This is a genomic window from Oceanicaulis sp. LC35 (assembly GCF_052055585.1).
Taxonomy (GTDB): Bacteria; Pseudomonadota; Alphaproteobacteria; order Caulobacterales; family Maricaulaceae; genus Oceanicaulis.
Window position 1 is genome coordinate 2,469,721 of record NZ_CP170485.1, and the last position, 17,068, is coordinate 2,486,788.

At 63.2% G+C, this 17,068-nt stretch carries 13 protein-coding genes; 2 read left to right on the forward strand and 11 right to left on the reverse strand.

The window, feature by feature from the left end; translation table 11 throughout:
- Nucleotides 1–22: 22 nt before the first annotated feature.
- Entirely contained in the window at nucleotides 23–958 is a 936-nt protein-coding gene (locus ACFELO_RS11805; protein WP_440957961.1) for a bile acid:sodium symporter family protein, read from the reverse strand.
- Nucleotides 959–1,149: 191 nt separating this feature from the next.
- Between ACFELO_RS11805 and ACFELO_RS11810 the strand changes: the two genes are divergently transcribed.
- Entirely contained in the window at nucleotides 1,150–2,871 is a 1,722-nt protein-coding gene (locus tag ACFELO_RS11810; protein ID WP_440957962.1) for a M28 family metallopeptidase, read from the forward strand.
- Between the two features lie 73 nt (nucleotides 2,872–2,944).
- Here ACFELO_RS11810 and ACFELO_RS11815 read toward each other — a convergent pair whose 3' ends face one another.
- From ACFELO_RS11815 to ACFELO_RS11860, 10 genes are all read right to left on the reverse strand, one after another.
- The gene (locus tag ACFELO_RS11815; protein WP_440957963.1) at nucleotides 2,945–4,255 is read right to left on the reverse strand and encodes a pilus assembly protein TadG-related protein; all 1,311 of its coding nucleotides are present in this window, start codon (nucleotides 4,253–4,255) and stop codon (nucleotides 2,945–2,947) included.
- 110 nt (nucleotides 4,256–4,365) lie between these two features.
- Nucleotides 4,366–5,634, reverse strand: a complete 1,269-nt coding sequence (locus ACFELO_RS11820) for a pilus assembly protein TadG-related protein (protein WP_440957964.1) — start codon at nucleotides 5,632–5,634, stop codon at nucleotides 4,366–4,368.
- Nucleotides 5,635–5,748: 114 nt separating this feature from the next.
- Nucleotides 5,749–6,933: an LL-diaminopimelate aminotransferase gene (locus ACFELO_RS11825; RefSeq protein ID WP_440957965.1), complete on the reverse strand. Its 1,185-nt coding sequence runs from the start codon at nucleotides 6,931–6,933 to the stop codon at nucleotides 5,749–5,751.
- A gap of 146 nt (nucleotides 6,934–7,079) precedes the next feature.
- Nucleotides 7,080–8,171, reverse strand: a complete 1,092-nt coding sequence (locus ACFELO_RS11830; RefSeq protein WP_440957966.1) for a PDZ domain-containing protein — start codon at nucleotides 8,169–8,171, stop codon at nucleotides 7,080–7,082.
- A gap of 18 nt (nucleotides 8,172–8,189) precedes the next feature.
- Nucleotides 8,190–8,930, reverse strand: coding sequence for a M48 family metallopeptidase (locus ACFELO_RS11835; protein ID WP_440957967.1), 741 nt, complete (start codon nucleotides 8,928–8,930; stop codon nucleotides 8,190–8,192).
- A gap of 9 nt (nucleotides 8,931–8,939) precedes the next feature.
- Nucleotides 8,940–9,305, reverse strand: a complete 366-nt coding sequence (locus tag ACFELO_RS11840; protein WP_440957968.1) for a hypothetical protein — start codon at nucleotides 9,303–9,305, stop codon at nucleotides 8,940–8,942.
- A 356-nt stretch (nucleotides 9,306–9,661) separates the two neighbouring features.
- The gene (locus ACFELO_RS11845) at nucleotides 9,662–10,021 is read right to left on the reverse strand and encodes a hypothetical protein (protein WP_440957969.1); all 360 of its coding nucleotides are present in this window, start codon (nucleotides 10,019–10,021) and stop codon (nucleotides 9,662–9,664) included.
- Between the two features lie 391 nt (nucleotides 10,022–10,412).
- On the reverse strand, nucleotides 10,413–10,592 hold the full coding sequence (locus tag ACFELO_RS11850; protein ID WP_440957970.1) for a hypothetical protein: 180 nt from the start codon (nucleotides 10,590–10,592) through the stop codon (nucleotides 10,413–10,415).
- A 32-nt stretch (nucleotides 10,593–10,624) separates the two neighbouring features.
- Entirely contained in the window at nucleotides 10,625–15,133 is a 4,509-nt protein-coding gene (gene gltB, locus ACFELO_RS11855; protein ID WP_440957971.1) for a glutamate synthase large subunit, read from the reverse strand.
- Entirely contained in the window at nucleotides 15,130–16,635 is a 1,506-nt protein-coding gene (locus ACFELO_RS11860) for an NAD(P)-dependent oxidoreductase (RefSeq protein WP_440957972.1), read from the reverse strand. Before ACFELO_RS11860 ends, gltB begins: the two co-directional genes overlap by 4 nt.
- A 240-nt stretch (nucleotides 16,636–16,875) precedes the next feature.
- Between ACFELO_RS11860 and ACFELO_RS11865 the strand changes: the two genes are divergently transcribed.
- A complete protein-coding gene (locus tag ACFELO_RS11865; protein WP_440957973.1) occupies nucleotides 16,876–17,061 on the forward strand; it encodes a (2Fe-2S)-binding protein in 186 nt (61 codons plus the stop codon).
- Nucleotides 17,062–17,068: the final 7 nt, after the last annotated feature.

Here is a 17,068-nt window from a genome sequence, read left to right on the forward strand (position 1 = left end):
GTCGTCCTCCCGCTGATGGATTTTATGACGCCGTTTCGGCGTTCTTTTGTGAGCGGACCCAGTCGAGCCCGCGATAGAAACCGGCGAGCGCGCCGCCGCTGAACAAATGCCAGACCGCCCAGATTGCGGTGATCGCGGCGGCCCCGCCGACGCCCTCGAACTGGCCCAGAAGGATCACGAGCCCCAGCCCGGTGTTCTGGATGCCCACCTCGAAGGTCACCGAGCGCCGTCCGGCGGTCTCGAACCCCAGCACACGGGCTGACGCCGCCCCGACGCCGAACGCCACCGCATTATGGATCATCGCGATGACCAGCACGGTGCCCGCCGTGGCGGTGAACAGGGCCCAGTTCGCACTGACCCCGCCGATCACCATGCCCGCAAGCCCCAACAGTCCCGCGATCAGAAAGACCGGGCGCAAGCGATGCGCGGTTTTCGGAAAGCGGTGCGCAATTCCCATTCCCACCGCCAGCGGAACAGCCAGCAGCAGTGTGGTTTGCAGCACGAAGGGGATGGGCGAGACCTCGATGGAGTTCACCAGCGCATCCGCCGGACCATAAAGCGAGGTCCAGAACAGGATCGAAACCGGCGTCAGAAGCGCGGCGGCAAGACTGGACGTGGCGGTCAGGGAGACCGACAGCGCCGTATCCCCGCGCGCCAGATGGGTCAGGAAGTTGGAGACATTGCCGCCCGGACAGCAAGCCACCACGATCATGCCCAGCGCAATGGAAGGCGGCGGGTTGAGCACATAGATCAACGCCAGGGTCGCCAGCGGCAGGCCAATGATCTGCGCCGCCGCCGCACCGAGGAACCGGCCGGGCCGGGCCCGAAGCTGCGAGAAGTCCTCAACATGCACGTCCAGCGCCACGGCGAACATCAGGATCGCCAGAATGGCCGGCAGAATCAGGCTTGCTCCCGGCGCGAGTTGAATCTGCACCGCATCCAGCGCCGCTATGTCCATGGCGCGATCTCTCCCTCCCGCTTCAGGGCCTGTCGCCCCGGACGCCCTCGCCTCTTCCGGGCAAGTGAACGTCGTTCACCCCCAGAGTGACCGCTTTGCCCCGTGCTGTCGAGGCCCCCTTCGCGACGGACTTGCGCCCATGGGGGATCAATGCACGATGCACGCATCAGGAATTCATGTGGGGAGTCACAATGTTACGTTACTTTATAACGTCTGGTGTCGCCGCGCTGGCGCTCACGGCGTGCAGCGAGCCGCCGGCCGCCCAGCCGAGCGAAGACACAGCCGCTGCGCCCGAGAGCACCGAGAGCAGCTCCGCCTATCCGGCGCACCAGTCGAGCGATGTCGCCATCACCGAAGCGGACTTCGCCTACCGGATTTCCGCGCTGGCCGATGATCGCTTCGAAGGTCGTGGCCCGGCGTCAGAACATGGCGAACAGGCCGCCACCTGGATCGCCGAGGAAATGGAGGCCATCGGCCTTGAGCCGGCTGGCGAGGAACGCGGCTGGTATCAGCCCGTGCCGCTGATCGAATCCACGCTGGACGAGAGCGCCTCGAGCTTTGACATCACCATTGATGGCGAGCCCATGGGCCTTCAGACCAATGTGGACGTGGTCTACTGGTCCCAGAACCCCGAGGAACAGGTCAGTCTTGAAGACTCCGAGCTGGTGTTCGTAGGCTATGGCGTAGTCGCGCCTGAATATGGCTGGAACGACTATGAGGGCGTGGACGTCACCGGCAAGACCGTCGTCATCCTGATCAATGATCCGGGTTTCGCCGATCCCGATTCCGGTTTGTTCAACGGCTCGGCCATGACCTATTACGGCCGCTGGACCTACAAATACGAAGAAGCCGCCCGTCAGGGCGCTGAAGGCGCGATCATCGTCCACCAGACCGCCCCGGCCGCCTATCCCTGGGGCACGGTGCAGTCGAGCTGGTCGGGTCCGCAGTTCACCCTCGCCTCGTCCGCCGGTCAGGAACGCGCCGACGTTCAGGCCTGGATCACCGAGGACAAGGCGACCGAGCTGTTCTCCGCCCTCGATCTTGATTTCGCCGAGCTGAGCGCCGCTGCGATCAGCCCCGATTTCGAGCCGGTGGATATGGGCCGTGCGTCCATGAGCGCCTCGCTCACCAACTCGCTGCGCACCCTGACCTCGAACAATGTCGCCGGCATGGTCGAGGGTTCCGAGCGCCCGGACGAATACGTGCTGTTCATGGCCCATTGGGACCATATCGGCATCCGCCTGAACTTTGCCGGTGACGACCAGATCTATAACGGCGCCATCGACAATGCGACCGGCGTCGCGGCTCTGCTGGAGCTGGCGGAAGCCTATGCCAAGGCTGAAACGGCGCCTGAACGTTCGGTGATCTTCGTCGCCGTCACCGCCGAGGAGCAGGGCCTGCTGGGCTCTGAATACTACGCCCAGAACCCGCTGATCCCGCTCGATCAGACCGTGGGCGGCTTCAACTTCGACGGCATCCTGCCGATTGGTCGCACCGAGGATATCGTGGTGATCGGCTATGGCGCGTCCGAGCTTGAAGACCTGCTGCAGGCTGAAGTCGAGGCGGACAGCATGTATATCAGCCCCGATCCCAATCCGGAGGCGGGCTATTTCTATCGTTCTGACCACGTGACGCTGGCGCGCCGCGGCGTGCCGATGCTCTATGCGGATTCCGGTTCGGTGAGCGCCGAGCATGGCCGGGACTATGCCGCCCAGATCGAGACCGCCTATCGCCTGCAGGCCTATCACAAACCCGCTGACGAGTTTGACCCGAACTGGGACATGGGCGGCTTCGTGCAATCCACCGAGCTGATGTACCGCGTTTCGCGCCAACTCACCGATTCCGAGGACTGGCCGAACTGGTATGAGGACAACGAGTTCCGCGCCATCCGCGATGCGATGATGCAGGACTAGGTGTTCTGAACGCTGAAATGCAAAAGCCCGGGCGCAAGCGCCCGGGCTTTTTTGTGTCTGCTTGAACCCGCCCCTATTGCGTCAGACGCAGGCGGTTGATGTCGGCGGCGATCGAGGAGAAGGCCTCGGCGATGTCGAGGTTCTCGACCTGATAGTAATTCTGGGGCTTGTTGGCGCAGTTGCGCATCAGGTCCCGATTGGTCTGGCCGCTCAGCTGGAAGGCGATGGTGTAGATCTGCACGCCATTGCCTTCGGCGATATCGCAGGCCTCGGCCATGTTCTCACGCGCCTGGCGGGCGGAGTAGAGCTCATAGTTGCGCGTGCCGGTCTGACGACGGCCCCACCAGTCATAATAGGTGTACTCTTCGCTGCGGATCTGGGCCGTGGCTTCACCATCCGTCATGACGACAAGAATCTTGATGGTGTCGTGATCGTCATAGGCCGCCGGACGATCCGGGAAGTTTCCGCCCAGATTACCGCGCCAGGCCGGGTCCAGAGCCCGCGCGCCCCACATGGTGGCGACGTCGAGACCCGTATTGCCTTCAGCCCGCAGCGAGTTGATCAGACCGCGCAGACGGCCCTCATTCTGGGTCAGGAACTCGGATTCCATGTTGCTGCGCGGACAGAAGGCCGAGTTGGAATTGCCGGTCTGCTCCGAGCCCCAATACTCCAGGAAGTCCATATCGCGATAGGGCAACACCATCTCGGTGGGATAATCCCGGCCCATTTCGACGCAGCCCGACTTGCGACGGTGATTGGTGTTGCCGTCGATGATGGTTTCATTGACCTCACGCGGGGTGCGCACGCCGCCATTGTAAGGAATGACGGAAATGGAGGTGCGCTCGGACGCGTCCGCCGCCAGCACGATCTCCACAAACTCGATGGCCGCATCCTGAAGCGCATTGATCTTGGAACCGCCCATGGAGCCCGACACGTCCAGCACCAGCGAAATTTCCACATCGCGCACCTGCTCGACCGCTTGGCTGGCATGCTCCAGCGTCAGGGTGTTCACCCCGATCAGGCCCAGCATGGTGGTCGGCATGGCGACGGACGCGGTTGCGTTCACGACGCGGGAATTGAGCGAAATGTCTGCAACGACATCAAGCTGCAGGCTGGCCAGCAATTGCGGATGGTCGTTCAGCGCGGCTTCTACATAGGCGCGAACCACGTCTTCAGGATTGCGATCCTGGGTCAGCGAGGCCGCAGCCAGCGTCCCGGAGTCGAGCGCGCTCTGCAGTTCGGAGCTCACCGTGGCGCTGCGCGAATAGTCCAGCGCACCACCGACGGCGGTCACCAGCACGCCGGAACACAGCGCCATGATGATCGCCACATTGCCGCGGCGGTCCGACGACCAGCGAGAGAAAATCCGTTCAAGCGAGCGCATGTGCAGTCCTACGCCAAAAATCCGTTCCAAGCCGGAACACGCGTAGAAAGACAATGCAACAAACAGACCAAAATCGAGTTAAAACAATAATTTACGACTTGTTAACCGCGTTATCGCGCAAGCCGCAGATTATTGAGATCCGCCGCGATCGAGTTGAAAGCTGCGGAAATATCCAGATTTTCAACCGCGTAATAGTTCACGGCCCGGCTGGCGCAGTCGCGCATGAGGTCCCGGTTGGTCGATCCCGACACCTGAAAGGCGATGGTGTAGATATGGACGCCCTGGGCTTGGGCCGCGTCACAGGCGTCCGCCATGTTCGTACGCGCCTGCGCGGCGCTGTAGATCTCGTAGCTGTACCAGTTGCCATAGTAATTCTGGGCGCGGCGGATCTGGGCCGTGGCGGCGCCATCGGTCATGACAACGAGCACCTTCATGGTGGAGGGATCGTCATAGGCCGCCGGGCGTGCAGGAAAGTCCCCGCCCAGACGCCCGCGCCAGACCGGATCCAGCGCTCGCGCGCCCCAGGCCGTGGCGACATCAAGCCCGGTATTGCCGCCCGCATCGAGATCCTCGATCAGATCAATCACGACCGAGGGCGTCTCTTCCAGAAACAGTGAGGCTTCATTGTCTTCAGGACAAAAGGCCGAGGACCGCCAGTTGCGCTGGTCATTATCCTGCCAGTCCAGCCAGTCATAGCCGTTGGCGTCGAGGTCCATCTTCACCGGATCAGACACGCCCAGCTCGATGCACCCGGTATCATTGGGCGTGCCCGGCAGCAGATCATTGATCACGGCCTGGGGCAGACGCACCCCGCCATTATAGGGAATGACCGAAATGCTGGTGAGGCCATCAAGGTCGGGGTCCATCATCACGCCGACGAACTCTTCCGCCGCATCGCGCAGGGCGGTGATCTTGGACCCGCTCATCGAGCCAGAAATATCCAGCACCAGCGAAATTTCCAGATTGCGCACGCGCTCATTGGCTTCGGATGTCCGGTTCAGCGTCAGCGAGTCATACCCGATCAGGCCCAGCATCAGGGTGGGCACGCTGATCACGGCGTCCGCCGTCACTTCGCGCGAATTGATGGCGAGGTCGGAGCTGACCTGAACATTCAGCCGTTCCAGCACGCCATTATGCTCGGACAGGGCTGCGGTGATGTAGTTTCTGACAATGGTTTCAGGGTCTTCGCCCTGAGACAGAGAGGCGGCGGCCAGCGTGCCCGCATCCATGGCGGACTGGATTTCCGCGCCAATGGTGAAGGTGCGCGAATAGTCGAGCGCCCCGCCCACGCTGACGACGAGCGGGCCCAGAAACATGGCGAACATCATCGCCACATTGCCGCGAGCATCTTGCAAAAAGTGTCTCAGAAGAGAACGCATGTCCCGACCCTTGTTGCGACAACGCGCAAAACGGATCAAGACTTCGCCCAGCCCTCTTAAAACATTGAAAAGAAACAGGGTAAACGCGGCGCTTACCCTGTTTGCATTCGCCTCTTATCCCTGGGCGAAAAAGCCCTTCAGGGCGCGGGCCGCCTGACGGATGCGCTGCTCGTTCTCCACGACCGCCAGACGCACATGGCCGTCGCCGCGCTCGCCGAAGCCCAGCCCCGGCGCCACCGCCACGGAGGTTTCCTCCAGCAGCTTCTTGGCGAACTCCACCGAGCCCAGATGCGCGAAGCGTTCGGGGATCGGCGCCCAGGCGAACATGGTCGCAGGCGGGCTGGGAATGTCGAACCCGGCGCGGCCAAAGCTCTCCACCAGCACGTCACGGCGTTTCTTGTAGATTTCGCGCGCCTCGACCACATGGTCCTGCGGGCCATCCAGTGCGGCCACGGCGGCAATCTGGATCGGGGTGAAGGCGCCATAGTCGAGATAGGATTTCACGCGCTTGAGCGCGTCGACCAGCCTTGATGACCCTGCCGCAAAGCCCATCCGCCAGCCCGGCATGGAATAGGTCTTGGACATGGAGGTGAACTCCACCGCCACATCCCGGGCGCCCTCGACCTCAAGGATCGAAGGCGGCGGATTGCCGTCAAAATAGATCTCCGAATACGCAAGGTCGGAAATGAGAACGAGGTCGTTCTCCTTGGAGATGCGCACGGCCTCTTTGTAGAAATCAAGATCGACGACCTGGGCGGTCGGGTTGGACGGGAAGTTCAGGACCAGAGCCGACGGCGCGGGGATCGAGCGGCGGCAGGCATGCACCGCCTCGCGCAGGAAGTCCTCGGGATCCTTGAAGCCCACCGGGCGCACGGCGGCGCCGGCGATCAGGAAGCCGAACATGTGGATCGGATAGGAGGGGTCGGGCACCAGGATCACATCGCCCGGCGCAGTGATCGCCTGAGCGAGGTTGGCGAGCCCTTCCTTGGAGCCCAGCGTCACGCACACCTCGGTATTGGGGTTCAGACCCACATTGAAGCGGCGCTCATAATAGCGCGCGAGCGCCTTGCGCAGGGACGGCACGCCCTGGCTGGCGGAATAGCGGTGCGCGCGCGGATCGGCGGCAACCTCGGCAAGCTTGGCGATGATATGCGGGGCGGGGGCGAGATCGGGATTGCCCATGCCAAAATCAATGACATCACGCCCTTCGGCGCGATAGGCCTGCTTCATGCGGTTCACTTCAGCGAACACGTAAGGCGGCAAGCGCCGCTCGCGGTAGAATTCTTCCTGTTGGGACATCGGTGTAAAATCGCCCTGCCTGATTGCGTCTGCAGCGTACTCCGCACGCCCCCGAGGGCGTCAATGGGGCGCAGCTGTGGCGAAGCGATGAATTGCACGGACATTCATGCGCAAAACCCGGTTTTGCGACTAAATCGCCCGCTGGCTCAGCGATCAGGCGTCACCGGCAAGACCGGCAGGGCGTCCAGCATCAGTTCCAGCCGCTCACCTCCGCGCCGGACCGAGAACCGGACAGGCTCCTCGCCCGGCCCGACCTCACAGCCGCGCTCGGCAACGGGGCGACCATTGACAGCCTCCACCCGATCGCCCGCCTGCACACCGGCGCGGCGCGCGGGCGTATCCTCGAACACGGCCCGAACGACCAGCGCCTCACCTTCAGGCTCGAACACCGCGCCGAACTCGTAATGATCTTCCGCCGCGATCACCGCGCCCGGCGCATAGGGCTCCAGCCGGACCCGACGGGCGCGCTGATCGAGGGTGATGCGGTAATGGCGCAGGATCTCCCCGCCCACAAGCTCGGCCTCGGGCACCTCTTCCAGCACCGGCGCCTCGAACGTCACGCCCGCCAGCGTCACCGGCGCATCAAGGCGGGACAGGGCGCGGGTTTCCAGCCGGGTCAGGCGCGTCGCCCCGGTCAGCGGCCGGGCGGGACGGTCGAGCTCAAAGCGGTCGATATGATTGACGGCAAGGATGACATCCGGCGCGCCGGTATCAATGAGAAGGCGGCGATGCCGTCCGCCCAGATCCACCCGCAGCCAGGGCCGCCGGTCCTCGCCCCGGCTTGAGAACACGGTCTCGCCATCGGGGCGCGGCAGGTTCCCAGTTTCAAGCGTCAGCGTCTGCGCCTCGTAATCAATGATTTGCAGGAAATCCTCGAACGCATTGACCGACAATATGGCGTCCACCGGACGGCCCATCGCCGTGCTCAGATGATCCAGCTCCTGCACCCGCGCGGGCAGACGGTTCAGCGACACCGCCCCGGCCCGGCCATCGGTCAGCGTCACCCGCGCACCGTCCTCGAACCGGCGCCCGCTCATCGCTTCCAGAGCATCAGGATCAATGAAGCTCGCCCCCGCGCCGGTATCGTGCAGGAACTCGATCACATGCGGTTCCCCGCCAGTGCGGCTCTCATAGGTGACCGGCACGAACCAATAGCCCTTGCACAGCGTGACCGGCAGCTCGACAGGGTCAGACACAGCAGCGGCGGAAAGGGCCAGCGCCGCAACAAGATCAAGCATGCGCCCCGCCCCTCAAATCTAGAACGCCCCGCCCGCGGGCCGCGTCTCGCGCAAGGCGCGGCGGCGGCGGTGCTGGTCGGGCATCAGGCCATCGAGCAAGCCATGAAAACGCGCCGAGTGATCCATCACCAGAAGATGGCAGGCCTCATGCGCGCAGACATAATCAATCAGCGCTTCGGGATAGGCGATCAGGCGCGCATTCATGCGGATCGACCCGTCGGACGAGCATGAGCCCCAGCGCGCCTTTTGCTCGCGCACGCTGACTTTGGGTCGCTTCGCGCCCAGCGTCTTGGCATAGGCGTCCAGCTTGGGCGTCATCAGGGCGAGCGCTTCAGCCTTGCGCCAGCGCTTGAGCGCGGCCAGCACCGCCTTGCGGCTGTCGGACGGATCAAGATGCCGGTCCACACGCACGATCACTTCGGCGTCGGTGCGGGTCACTGTGGTGCGGGCCTTGTCATGGGGAAGCACCGACAGGCGCAGATCCTTGCCCAGCCAGCCCACCCGCTCGCCATCCATCCCGCGTAGATCGGGCGCGGTGCGCGCCTGACGCTTTTCCAGCCGGTCGATCACCCAGCCCGCCTTCTCGCGCACCACCGCATCGGCCTCGGCCACGCTGACGCGCGCAGGCAGGGTGACGGTCAAGCCGTCCTCACTGACCTTCAGGCCAATGGTCTTGCGGCGATGGGAGCGTTTGAGCGTGTAGAGCAAATCCCGGTCCGGGAGCTCGATCTGGCGCACCTGCGCGCTGTCACGGCTCACGGCGGCGCCTCAGGCCGATCGGGGCGCGTTCAGCGCCACCGCGTGCAGCCCCAACAGCATCACCGCACCGCCCACGAACAGGCCCGCAAAGGGCGCCAGCTCCACCCGGCCCGCCGCCAGCGTCATGAACGCCATCACAAGGCCGTAGACGATCAGCGCGATCACAACAATGCGGCCCAAAGTGCGTTCCTGCGCGCCGCTCCAACGCGCCCGTGATGCCCAGGTGAAAACCGGCAAGGCCACAAGGCTGGCGGCAAGCGCCAGATAGGCCGGCAGGCCGACGCCCTCAAGCGCGCCCTGGGCCAAAAGCCCGCCCGCGCCCGCCAGCATCATCAGAACGCCCCAGACAAGGGGATGATTGATCCGTGCAAACATGAGGCGAGCTTAGACTGCGTCGGCAGAGCGCGCCAGATCAGGCTTTGGTGGGAGGGGTGAGAGTAGAGCCTCACTCCCTTCTATCCAAGTTAGCTCCCGCTAACGCTCTCCCGAAAAAAACAAAAAGGAAGACGAACACGGCGATAGCCAAGCCACCCCAAGCGTTGATCCGCTGATAATTTATAGCTATCAGAACCAAGCTCATCACAATTGAAACAATAAATGAAACCAACAAGTGACGCGCAGAAGAAAATTCACTCTCTGATTTCATTTTAAAACCCTGCGCTTTATTCAAACAATTGTAAGTCAAAATTTGAGTAGCGCAATCATAAGCGCCGAACCAGAATCGCCATCGATCAGGCGTTTGTCGGAACCCGCGCCGCGATCATCATCAGCCCTACAAAGCCGACCAGACCGCCCAGTTGCAGGCCGATGCCGATGACGGCGGGGCCAAAGAGCCAGGCGGCGATGATAACGCTGACCAGCGCTGTCCCGAGCGCGGCGAGGCTGGTTCGGGTGCGCCAGAGGGTCGGCGCCGCGCGCCAGCGCTCGCGATTGATGAAGCCCATCCCCAACAGCGCCGCCGTGCCGACAAACGGCCCGAGCAGCGCGCTCCAGTGCGTCGTCACCAGAAGCCCCGCCGAGGCGGTCCAGCCAAGACCGAAGACGAGCAAAGCCGCCGCCAGCCAATAGGGGGCATGTAGAAGGCGAGTCATACCCCCACCCTAAGCGCGTTTCTCCTGCGCGCACACACCATTGCCGTAGCTTACGCTCTGGCGGCGCAACCGGGCGTCATTGGCGATAGTGGTGAGGCGCCGCCCTCCAAACACAAACAATAACCTCTTTTAATTCACCCCAAAATTCAAATAAACTTCAAAATTGATTTAATAATAGACGATCATTATAGTAAAACTATATCATAACTTTCTAATTATACGATTATATACAGCACTAAAAACCCAAAACAGAATCAAAGCAAAAAACATCTTTACGGCATTAGAAAAACTAAATTGAAATTCAATACCACGCGAAATAGAAAAATAGTAACTATAAATTATAGATGAAGCCACAGACAAAAATATGGCGACCAATAACACAATAAAAAATCTATTCACCATCTGCGCCGCCTTCATTGATCACGATAAAATTCACCATCAAGAGTGCTTCAGATGAAGCTAAATCAAAAATTAAATGAAAAACGAATTCATTGACCATAGCGCCCGTCATGATATCGCCAATTATAGCTGCGGCAGCAGCTGCTTCTCCAGTGCCTCCAACACATTTCACAATCTCGCCAAAAGTAGAAAAGGCACCCCACCTTAGGCGCGTTTCTCCTGCGCCTCCATGCCCGTGGCGGGCGGGAAGGGCACGATGTGGCGGATGGCGAGCTTGCGGGTCTCCCAGTCATTGAGGATCGCAGCGGCGTGCAGGCTGCCGGTCGCGGCGTAATGATCCTCGATCAGCGCGCGGCAGCGGGCCTCGGCCTCGCCCGCCAGCACATGAACACCAACGCTTTCAGGGTTGAGGCGCGGCTCCAGCCGGTCCTGCTCATCGAGCACAAAGGCTTCCCCGCCGGTCATGCCCGCGGCGAAATTGTCCCCGACCTTACCCAGGATCACCGCGACGCCGCCGGTCATGTATTCACAACCATTGGCGCCGCAGCCTTCCACCACCACGGTCGCGCCAGAGTTCCGCACGGCAAAACGCTGGCCCGCCCCGCCTGCGGCGAACAGCCGACCTGACGTTGCGCCATAAAGCACGGTATTGCCGATGATGGCATCGCCGGGGCGATGCTCCTTGCATCCGCCAAACGGGCGGATGGCCAGCGTCGCGCCCGACAGGCCCTTGCCCACATAATCGTTGGCGTCGCCTTCCAGCTCGATCCTGAGGCCCTTGGCCGAGAAGGCGCCGAGCGATTGCCCCGCCGAGCCGCGCAGGCGCAGGGTGAGCTGGCCGTCTTCGAGTCCTTCGGGGCCGAAGGTACGCACGATTTCAGATGACACCCGCGCGCCAACGGCACGGTCGGTGTTCTTCACGTCATAGACCAGCTGCATCTTCTCACGCCGTGAGAAGACCGGCTCGGCGTCCTTGAGGATCTGCTCATCAAGCGCGGGAGCAACCGGATTGCGTTGCGTGCGGGTCGAGCGCGGCGGCCGCGCCTGCGGGTCCACACGCACCAGCAGCGGGTTGAGATCAAGATCATCAAGATGATCCGCGCCGCGGCTGACCTGATCGAGCAGATCGGCCCGGCCGATCACGTCTTCCAGACGCTCAGCCCCGAGGCTCGCGAGGATTTCCCGGGTGTCGCGCGCGATGAAGGTCATCAGATTGACGACATGGTCGGCAAGGCCCGCAAAGCGCTTTCTCAGCTCTTCATCCTGGGTGCACACGCCCACCGGGCAAGTGTTGGAATGGCACTGGCGCACCATCAGACAGCCCAGCGCCACCAAAGACGTGGTGCCAACGCCGAACTCTTCCGCGCCCAGCATGGCCGCGATCACGACATCGCGCCCTGTGCGGATGCCGCCATCCGCACGCAGGGTCACCCGCTCGCGCAGGCCGTTGAGTGACAGCACCTGATGGGCTTCAGAGAGGCCCAGCTCCAGCGGCGCGCCCGCGAACTTGATCGAGGTTTGCGGGCTCGCGCCCGTGCCGCCCACACTGCCCGAGATCAGGATCACGTCGGCATGGGCCTTGGCCACGCCCGCCGCGACCGCGCCCACGCCCGCCGCAGAGACGAGCTTCACGCAGACGCGCGCAATCGGGTTGATCTGCTTGAGGTCATAAATGAGCTGCGCCAGATCCTCGATCGAGTAGATGTCATGGTGCGGCGGCGGGCTGATCAAAGTCGCGCCCGGCGTCGCATGGCGCATTTTCGCGATGAAGCCGGTCACCTTGAAGCCGGGCAATTGCCCGCCCTCGCCGGGCTTGGCGCCCTGGGCGACCTTGATCTCGATCTCGCGGCACTGGTTGAGATATTCCGCCGTCACGCCAAAGCGACCAGAGGCCACCTGCTTGACCGCCGAGTTCATGTTGTCGCCGTTCGGCATCGGGTGATAGCGCGCAGGATCTTCCCCGCCCTCGCCCGAGACGGACTTCGCGCCGATCCGGTTCATGGCCACATTGAGCGCGCCATGGGCTTCCTTGCTGAGCGCGCCCAGGCTCATGCCCGGCGTGACGAAGCGCTGGCGGATCTCGTTCACGCTCTCACAGCGCGACAAATCCACCGGCGCGCTGACCGGGCGCGGCTCGAGAAGATCACGCAACTGGATCGGCTGGTGCTCGTGATTGAGCGCCTGAACATAGGCGCGATAGGCGTTGTAATCCTCGTTGCGGACGGCCTTTTGAAGCAAGGAGATGGATTTAGCTTCCAGCGCATGGGCCTCGCCCGAGGCGCGCTGGCGATAGAAACCGCCCACCGGCAGGCGCACGGCGTCCTCATGGCTCCAGGCCCAGGCGTGCAGCTCTGCGAGTTTGGATTCCAGCCCCGCCAGACCAATGCCGGAAATCCGGCTGGTGACGCCGCCCAGATACTCGCTCGCCACGGCGCGGCTGAGGCCCAGCACTTCGAAATTACAGCCGCCGCGATAGGAGCTGACCACCGAAATGCCCATCTTGGACATGATCTTGAGAAGGCCCGCATCAAAGGCGGCCTTCATGTTTTTCGCTTTCTGCTCGGGCGTCAGCGAACCCAGATTGCGCTCGGATCGCGCCGCCACGGTCTCGAACGTCATATAGGGGTTCACGGTGGTGGCCCCCAGACCCACCAGCACTGCCAGCGCGTGCGGGTCGGTCACTTCGGACGTGCGGGCGTTGAGCGAGCAATAGGTGCGAAGCCCCTTGCGGGTCAGGTGCGTGTGAACCGCGCCGACGGCCAGCGCCATGGGCACAGGCGCAAAGCGCTCGTTCTGGTGCTCGTCAGTCAGGATCAGATGCTGGGCGCCGCGTTCATTGATCGCCTCTTCCGCTTCGGTGCGAATCCGGTCGAGCGCAGCCTGAAGCCCCGCGCCGGAGCCCGTCGCTTCTTTCGCCAGCAAGGTGACGTCGATAATGGCGACGCCCTCGCCCAGCACGGCGCGCAGGCGGTCATACATGCCATTGGTCAGAACCGGCGAGTTCAGGACGAACACATTGGTCTGGGCCGCGTCCTCGGCCAGCACGTTTCCAAGGTTCTTGAACCGGGTCTTCAGACTCATCACCCGGCCTTCGCGCAGCGGGTCGATGGGCGGGTTGGTGACCTGGGAGAAGTTCTGCCGGAAGTAATGACTGATCGGGCGATAGCGGTTGGACAACACCGCCAGCGGGCTGTCATCGCCCATCGAGCCGATGGCTTCCTTGCCGTCCTCGGCCATGGGAGAGAGGATGATCTCGATCTCCTCCATGGTCATGCCGGCGGCGGCCTGACGCCGGGCGCGCTCGTCATCGCTGAACAGCAGCGGCTCGGGACCGGGCCCCACTTCGCGCTCGATCTCGCGCACATTCTTCAGCCAGGATTCGTACGGGTGCTTGGCTGCGAGCTGATCAAGGATTTCGCTTTCGCGCAGGAAGCCGCCCTCGGCGAGGTCGACCGCAATCATCCGCCCCGGCGCCACCGCGCCGCGCTCGATGACGCGTTCGGGTTCAAGCTCGGCCATGCCGGTTTCCGAGCCCACGGTCAGAAGCCCGTCTTCGGACAGCGACCAGCGCAGCGGACGCAGACCATTACGATCAAGACCCGCAATCGCCCAACGGCCATCGCACGCAATCACGGCGGCGGGCCCGTCCCAGGGCTCCATCACCGAGTTGCAATACTCATAAAGCCCCCGCCAGGCGCCGGGCATGATCTCGCCGCGTTTGGACCAGGCTTCGGGGATCAGAAGCGTCTTCGCCATGGGCGCGGACCGGCCCGCGCGGACGAGAATTTCAAACACCTCGTCAAGCGCGGCGGAATCGGACGCGCCGGGGCTGATGACCGGACGCACGATCTCCTCGGCATCCTTGAAGGCGGAGTGGGCCATGAGAATCTCATGGCTCTTCATCCAGTTGCGATTGCCCTTGAGCGTGTTGATCTCGCCATTATGGGCGAGCATGCGGAAGGGCTGGGCCAGCTTCCATTCGGGGAAGGTGTTCGTGGAATAGCGCTGGTGGAAGATCGCGAAGGGCGAGACGAAGCGCTCGTCCTTGAGATCAGGATAGAACTGGTCGATGGCCTCGGCCAGGAACATGCCCTTGTAGACCACGTCGCGCGCGGACAGCGAACAGACATAGAGCTCGGGCACCGCTTCCAGGCGGGCGCGCTGCTCGATCCGGCGGCGCACCAGATAGAGCGCACGTTCCAGCTCGTCCGCGCCGCGATCGGTTGTGTCCTCAAACAGTATCTGCTCGATCGCCGGACGGGTCGCAGCGGCCTTGGCCCCGAGACAGGACGGATCGACCGGCACCTGACGCCAGCCGAACAGGCGCAAACCGGCGCGCAGCACCTCGGTCTCCACGATCGTGCGGCCCTTTTCCTGGGCCCCGAAATCAGTCCGCGGCAGGAAGACCATGCCCACGCCAATGGCGTGATCGCTGGGCTCGTGCCCGGTGCGCGCCACCGCCGCCTTGAAGAAGTCCTGAGCGATGCCCAGACGCAGACCGGCGCCGTCGCCGGTCTTGCCATCCGCATCCACCGCGCCCCGGTGCCAGACCGCCTTGAGGGCTTTCAGACCCAGCTCGACGGTTTCCCGGCGCGGCTCGCCCTTGATGTCGGCGATCAGGCCGACGCCGCACGCCGAGCGTTCGCTCTCAAGCTCATAGGCGCCCGCATCGATCAGACGCTGGCGTTCTTGCAGGTAATCAAACTGGCTCATTCGGCAGGCTCCGCGATCGGTTGGGACTGCGCGGTCTTTGCGCGCGCCATCAGATCGGCATGGATGGTTTCAGCAGCGTCCAGACCGTCTTTCACGGCCCAGACCACCAGGGACGCGCCGCGCACGGCGTCGCCGCCCGCATAGACGCCGGGCATGGAGGTGCGTGAACGACCCGTGACGCGGATCGCGCCGCGCGGGTTCAGCTCAAGACCCTGAGCGCCGAGGCTTTCGGGGAAGTTCTCCGGCTCAAAGCCCAGCGCCGCGATCACCATGTCCGCGTTGCGGTCCTCTTCCTGACCCGGCATGGCCACCGGACGGCGGCGGCCAGACGCGTCGGGCGCGCCCAGGGTCATCTTCTGGATGCGCACACCCGTGGCGGTTTCCGCATCACCCAGAATGGCGGCAGGCGCACTCAGCCAGTCAAACATCGCGCCTTCTTCCTCGGCATGGACCACTTCACGGGCCGAGCCGGGCATGTTGGTGCGGTCGCGGCGGTAAAGGCACGCCACGCTGGACGCGCCCTGACGAATGGCGGTCCGCACGCAATCCATGGCGGTGTCCCCGCCGCCGATCACCAGCACACGCTTACCCTTCGCGTCGAGCCGTCCGCCCGCTTCCGCATCCTCGCCGAAACCGGCCTTGTTGGACGCGGTGAGATAATCAAGCGCCGCCACAAGTCCGCGACCGCCGCCGCCCGGACAGGTCAGCGCACGGGCGGCATAGGCGCCTGCGCCCACAAACACCGCATCATGGCGCTCGCGCAGCTCGTCCAGCGTCGCATCGCGACCAACCTCAAAGCCGAGCTTGAAAACCACCCCGCCCTCTTCAAGGCGTTGGGTGCGGCGTTCCACGACGGATTTGTCGAGTTTGAAATTGGGAATGCCGTAGATCAGAAGGCCGCCCGCGCGATCCTGACGCTCATAGATCGTCACCTCATGACCATGCTGGGCCAGACGCTCGGCGGCGGACAGGCCCGCCGGGCCGGAGCCGACAATCCCCACGCTGAGGCCGGTCTTGCGCGCCGGACGGATGGGTTTCACCCAGCCGTTCTTCCACGCGGTTTCGGTGATGAAGGTCTCGACCGAGCCGATGGTCACAGCGCCATGGCCGGACTGCTCGATCACGCACGAGCCTTCGCACAGGCGGTCCTGCGGACAGATTCGCCCACAGATTTCAGGCATGGCGGAGGTAGCAGAAGAGCGTTCATAGGCTTCCTCAAGACGCCCCTCGGCGACCAGCATCAGCCAGTCGGGAATATCATTGTGAAGCGGGCAGCCGGACTGGCAGAAGGGCACGCCGCATTGCGAACAGCGTTCGGCCTGCGCCTCACCCTGCTCCAGGCTGAAAGGCGCATAGATCTCGTTAAAGTCGGCCCGGCGCTCGTCCGCGGACCGTTTGTCCGGGTAGCGCTGGTCCGTGCTCGTAAACTTCAGCACAGCCGTCTCCTCATACTCATCCGCGGCGTCTTTTTGGCGCTCTTTGTCCGGACGTTCTTGCTGCATTGCATCATGAGAAGAGGGACTTGCGCAAGCTAGAGCCCGTTCAATGAGAGAGATTTCGCTTCAGACTCCAGTGAAACAAAGGCGTTAAGACCTGCGAAACTTTTACCAGCCGATCCGCGCACAACGCCGTTGACACTCATTCGCAAGAATGGGTAGATTAGTTGCGAATGATTTTCGGACACAGTCTCAGCCTGAGACGTCGTGCGCCGAAGCCCATCACCTCACCACACGGATACGGCCATGTATGTCTGCCTGTGCAACGCCCTGAAATGCGCCCAGTTCAAGGACGCCGCCAAGAACGGCGCCGGTGATGTGCCGAGCGCGTTCAAGGCCTGTGGGGCGAAGCCGCGTTGTGGGCGTTGTTTTGAAGAAGCCGCCCGCGTGATGGGCCATGAGCGCTCTGAAGCGGCGGGCGCCGCCGCCTGATCAGGCC

Bases quoted from the DNA above. Each gene is read 5' to 3' on its own strand.
- ACFELO_RS11805 (WP_440957961.1), bottom strand. From the start codon at position 958: ATGGACATAGCGGCGCTGGATGCGGTGCAGATTCAACTCGCGCCGGGA.
- ACFELO_RS11810 (WP_440957962.1), top strand. From the start codon at position 1,150: ATGTTACGTTACTTTATAACGTCTGGTGTCGCCGCGCTGGCGCTCACG.
- ACFELO_RS11815 (WP_440957963.1), bottom strand. From the start codon at position 4,255: ATGCGCTCGCTTGAACGGATTTTCTCTCGCTGGTCGTCGGACCGCCGC.
- ACFELO_RS11820 (WP_440957964.1), bottom strand. From the start codon at position 5,634: ATGCGTTCTCTTCTGAGACACTTTTTGCAAGATGCTCGCGGCAATGTG.
- ACFELO_RS11825 (WP_440957965.1), bottom strand. From the start codon at position 6,933: ATGTCCCAACAGGAAGAATTCTACCGCGAGCGGCGCTTGCCGCCTTAC.
- ACFELO_RS11830 (WP_440957966.1), bottom strand. From the start codon at position 8,171: ATGCTTGATCTTGTTGCGGCGCTGGCCCTTTCCGCCGCTGCTGTGTCT.
- ACFELO_RS11840 (WP_440957968.1), bottom strand. From the start codon at position 9,305: ATGTTTGCACGGATCAATCATCCCCTTGTCTGGGGCGTTCTGATGATG.
- ACFELO_RS11845 (WP_440957969.1), bottom strand. From the start codon at position 10,021: ATGACTCGCCTTCTACATGCCCCCTATTGGCTGGCGGCGGCTTTGCTC.
- gltB (WP_440957971.1), bottom strand. From the start codon at position 15,133: ATGAGCCAGTTTGATTACCTGCAAGAACGCCAGCGTCTGATCGATGCG.
- ACFELO_RS11860 (WP_440957972.1), bottom strand. From the start codon at position 16,635: ATGCAGCAAGAACGTCCGGACAAAGAGCGCCAAAAAGACGCCGCGGAT.
- ACFELO_RS11865 (WP_440957973.1), top strand. From the start codon at position 16,876: ATGTATGTCTGCCTGTGCAACGCCCTGAAATGCGCCCAGTTCAAGGAC.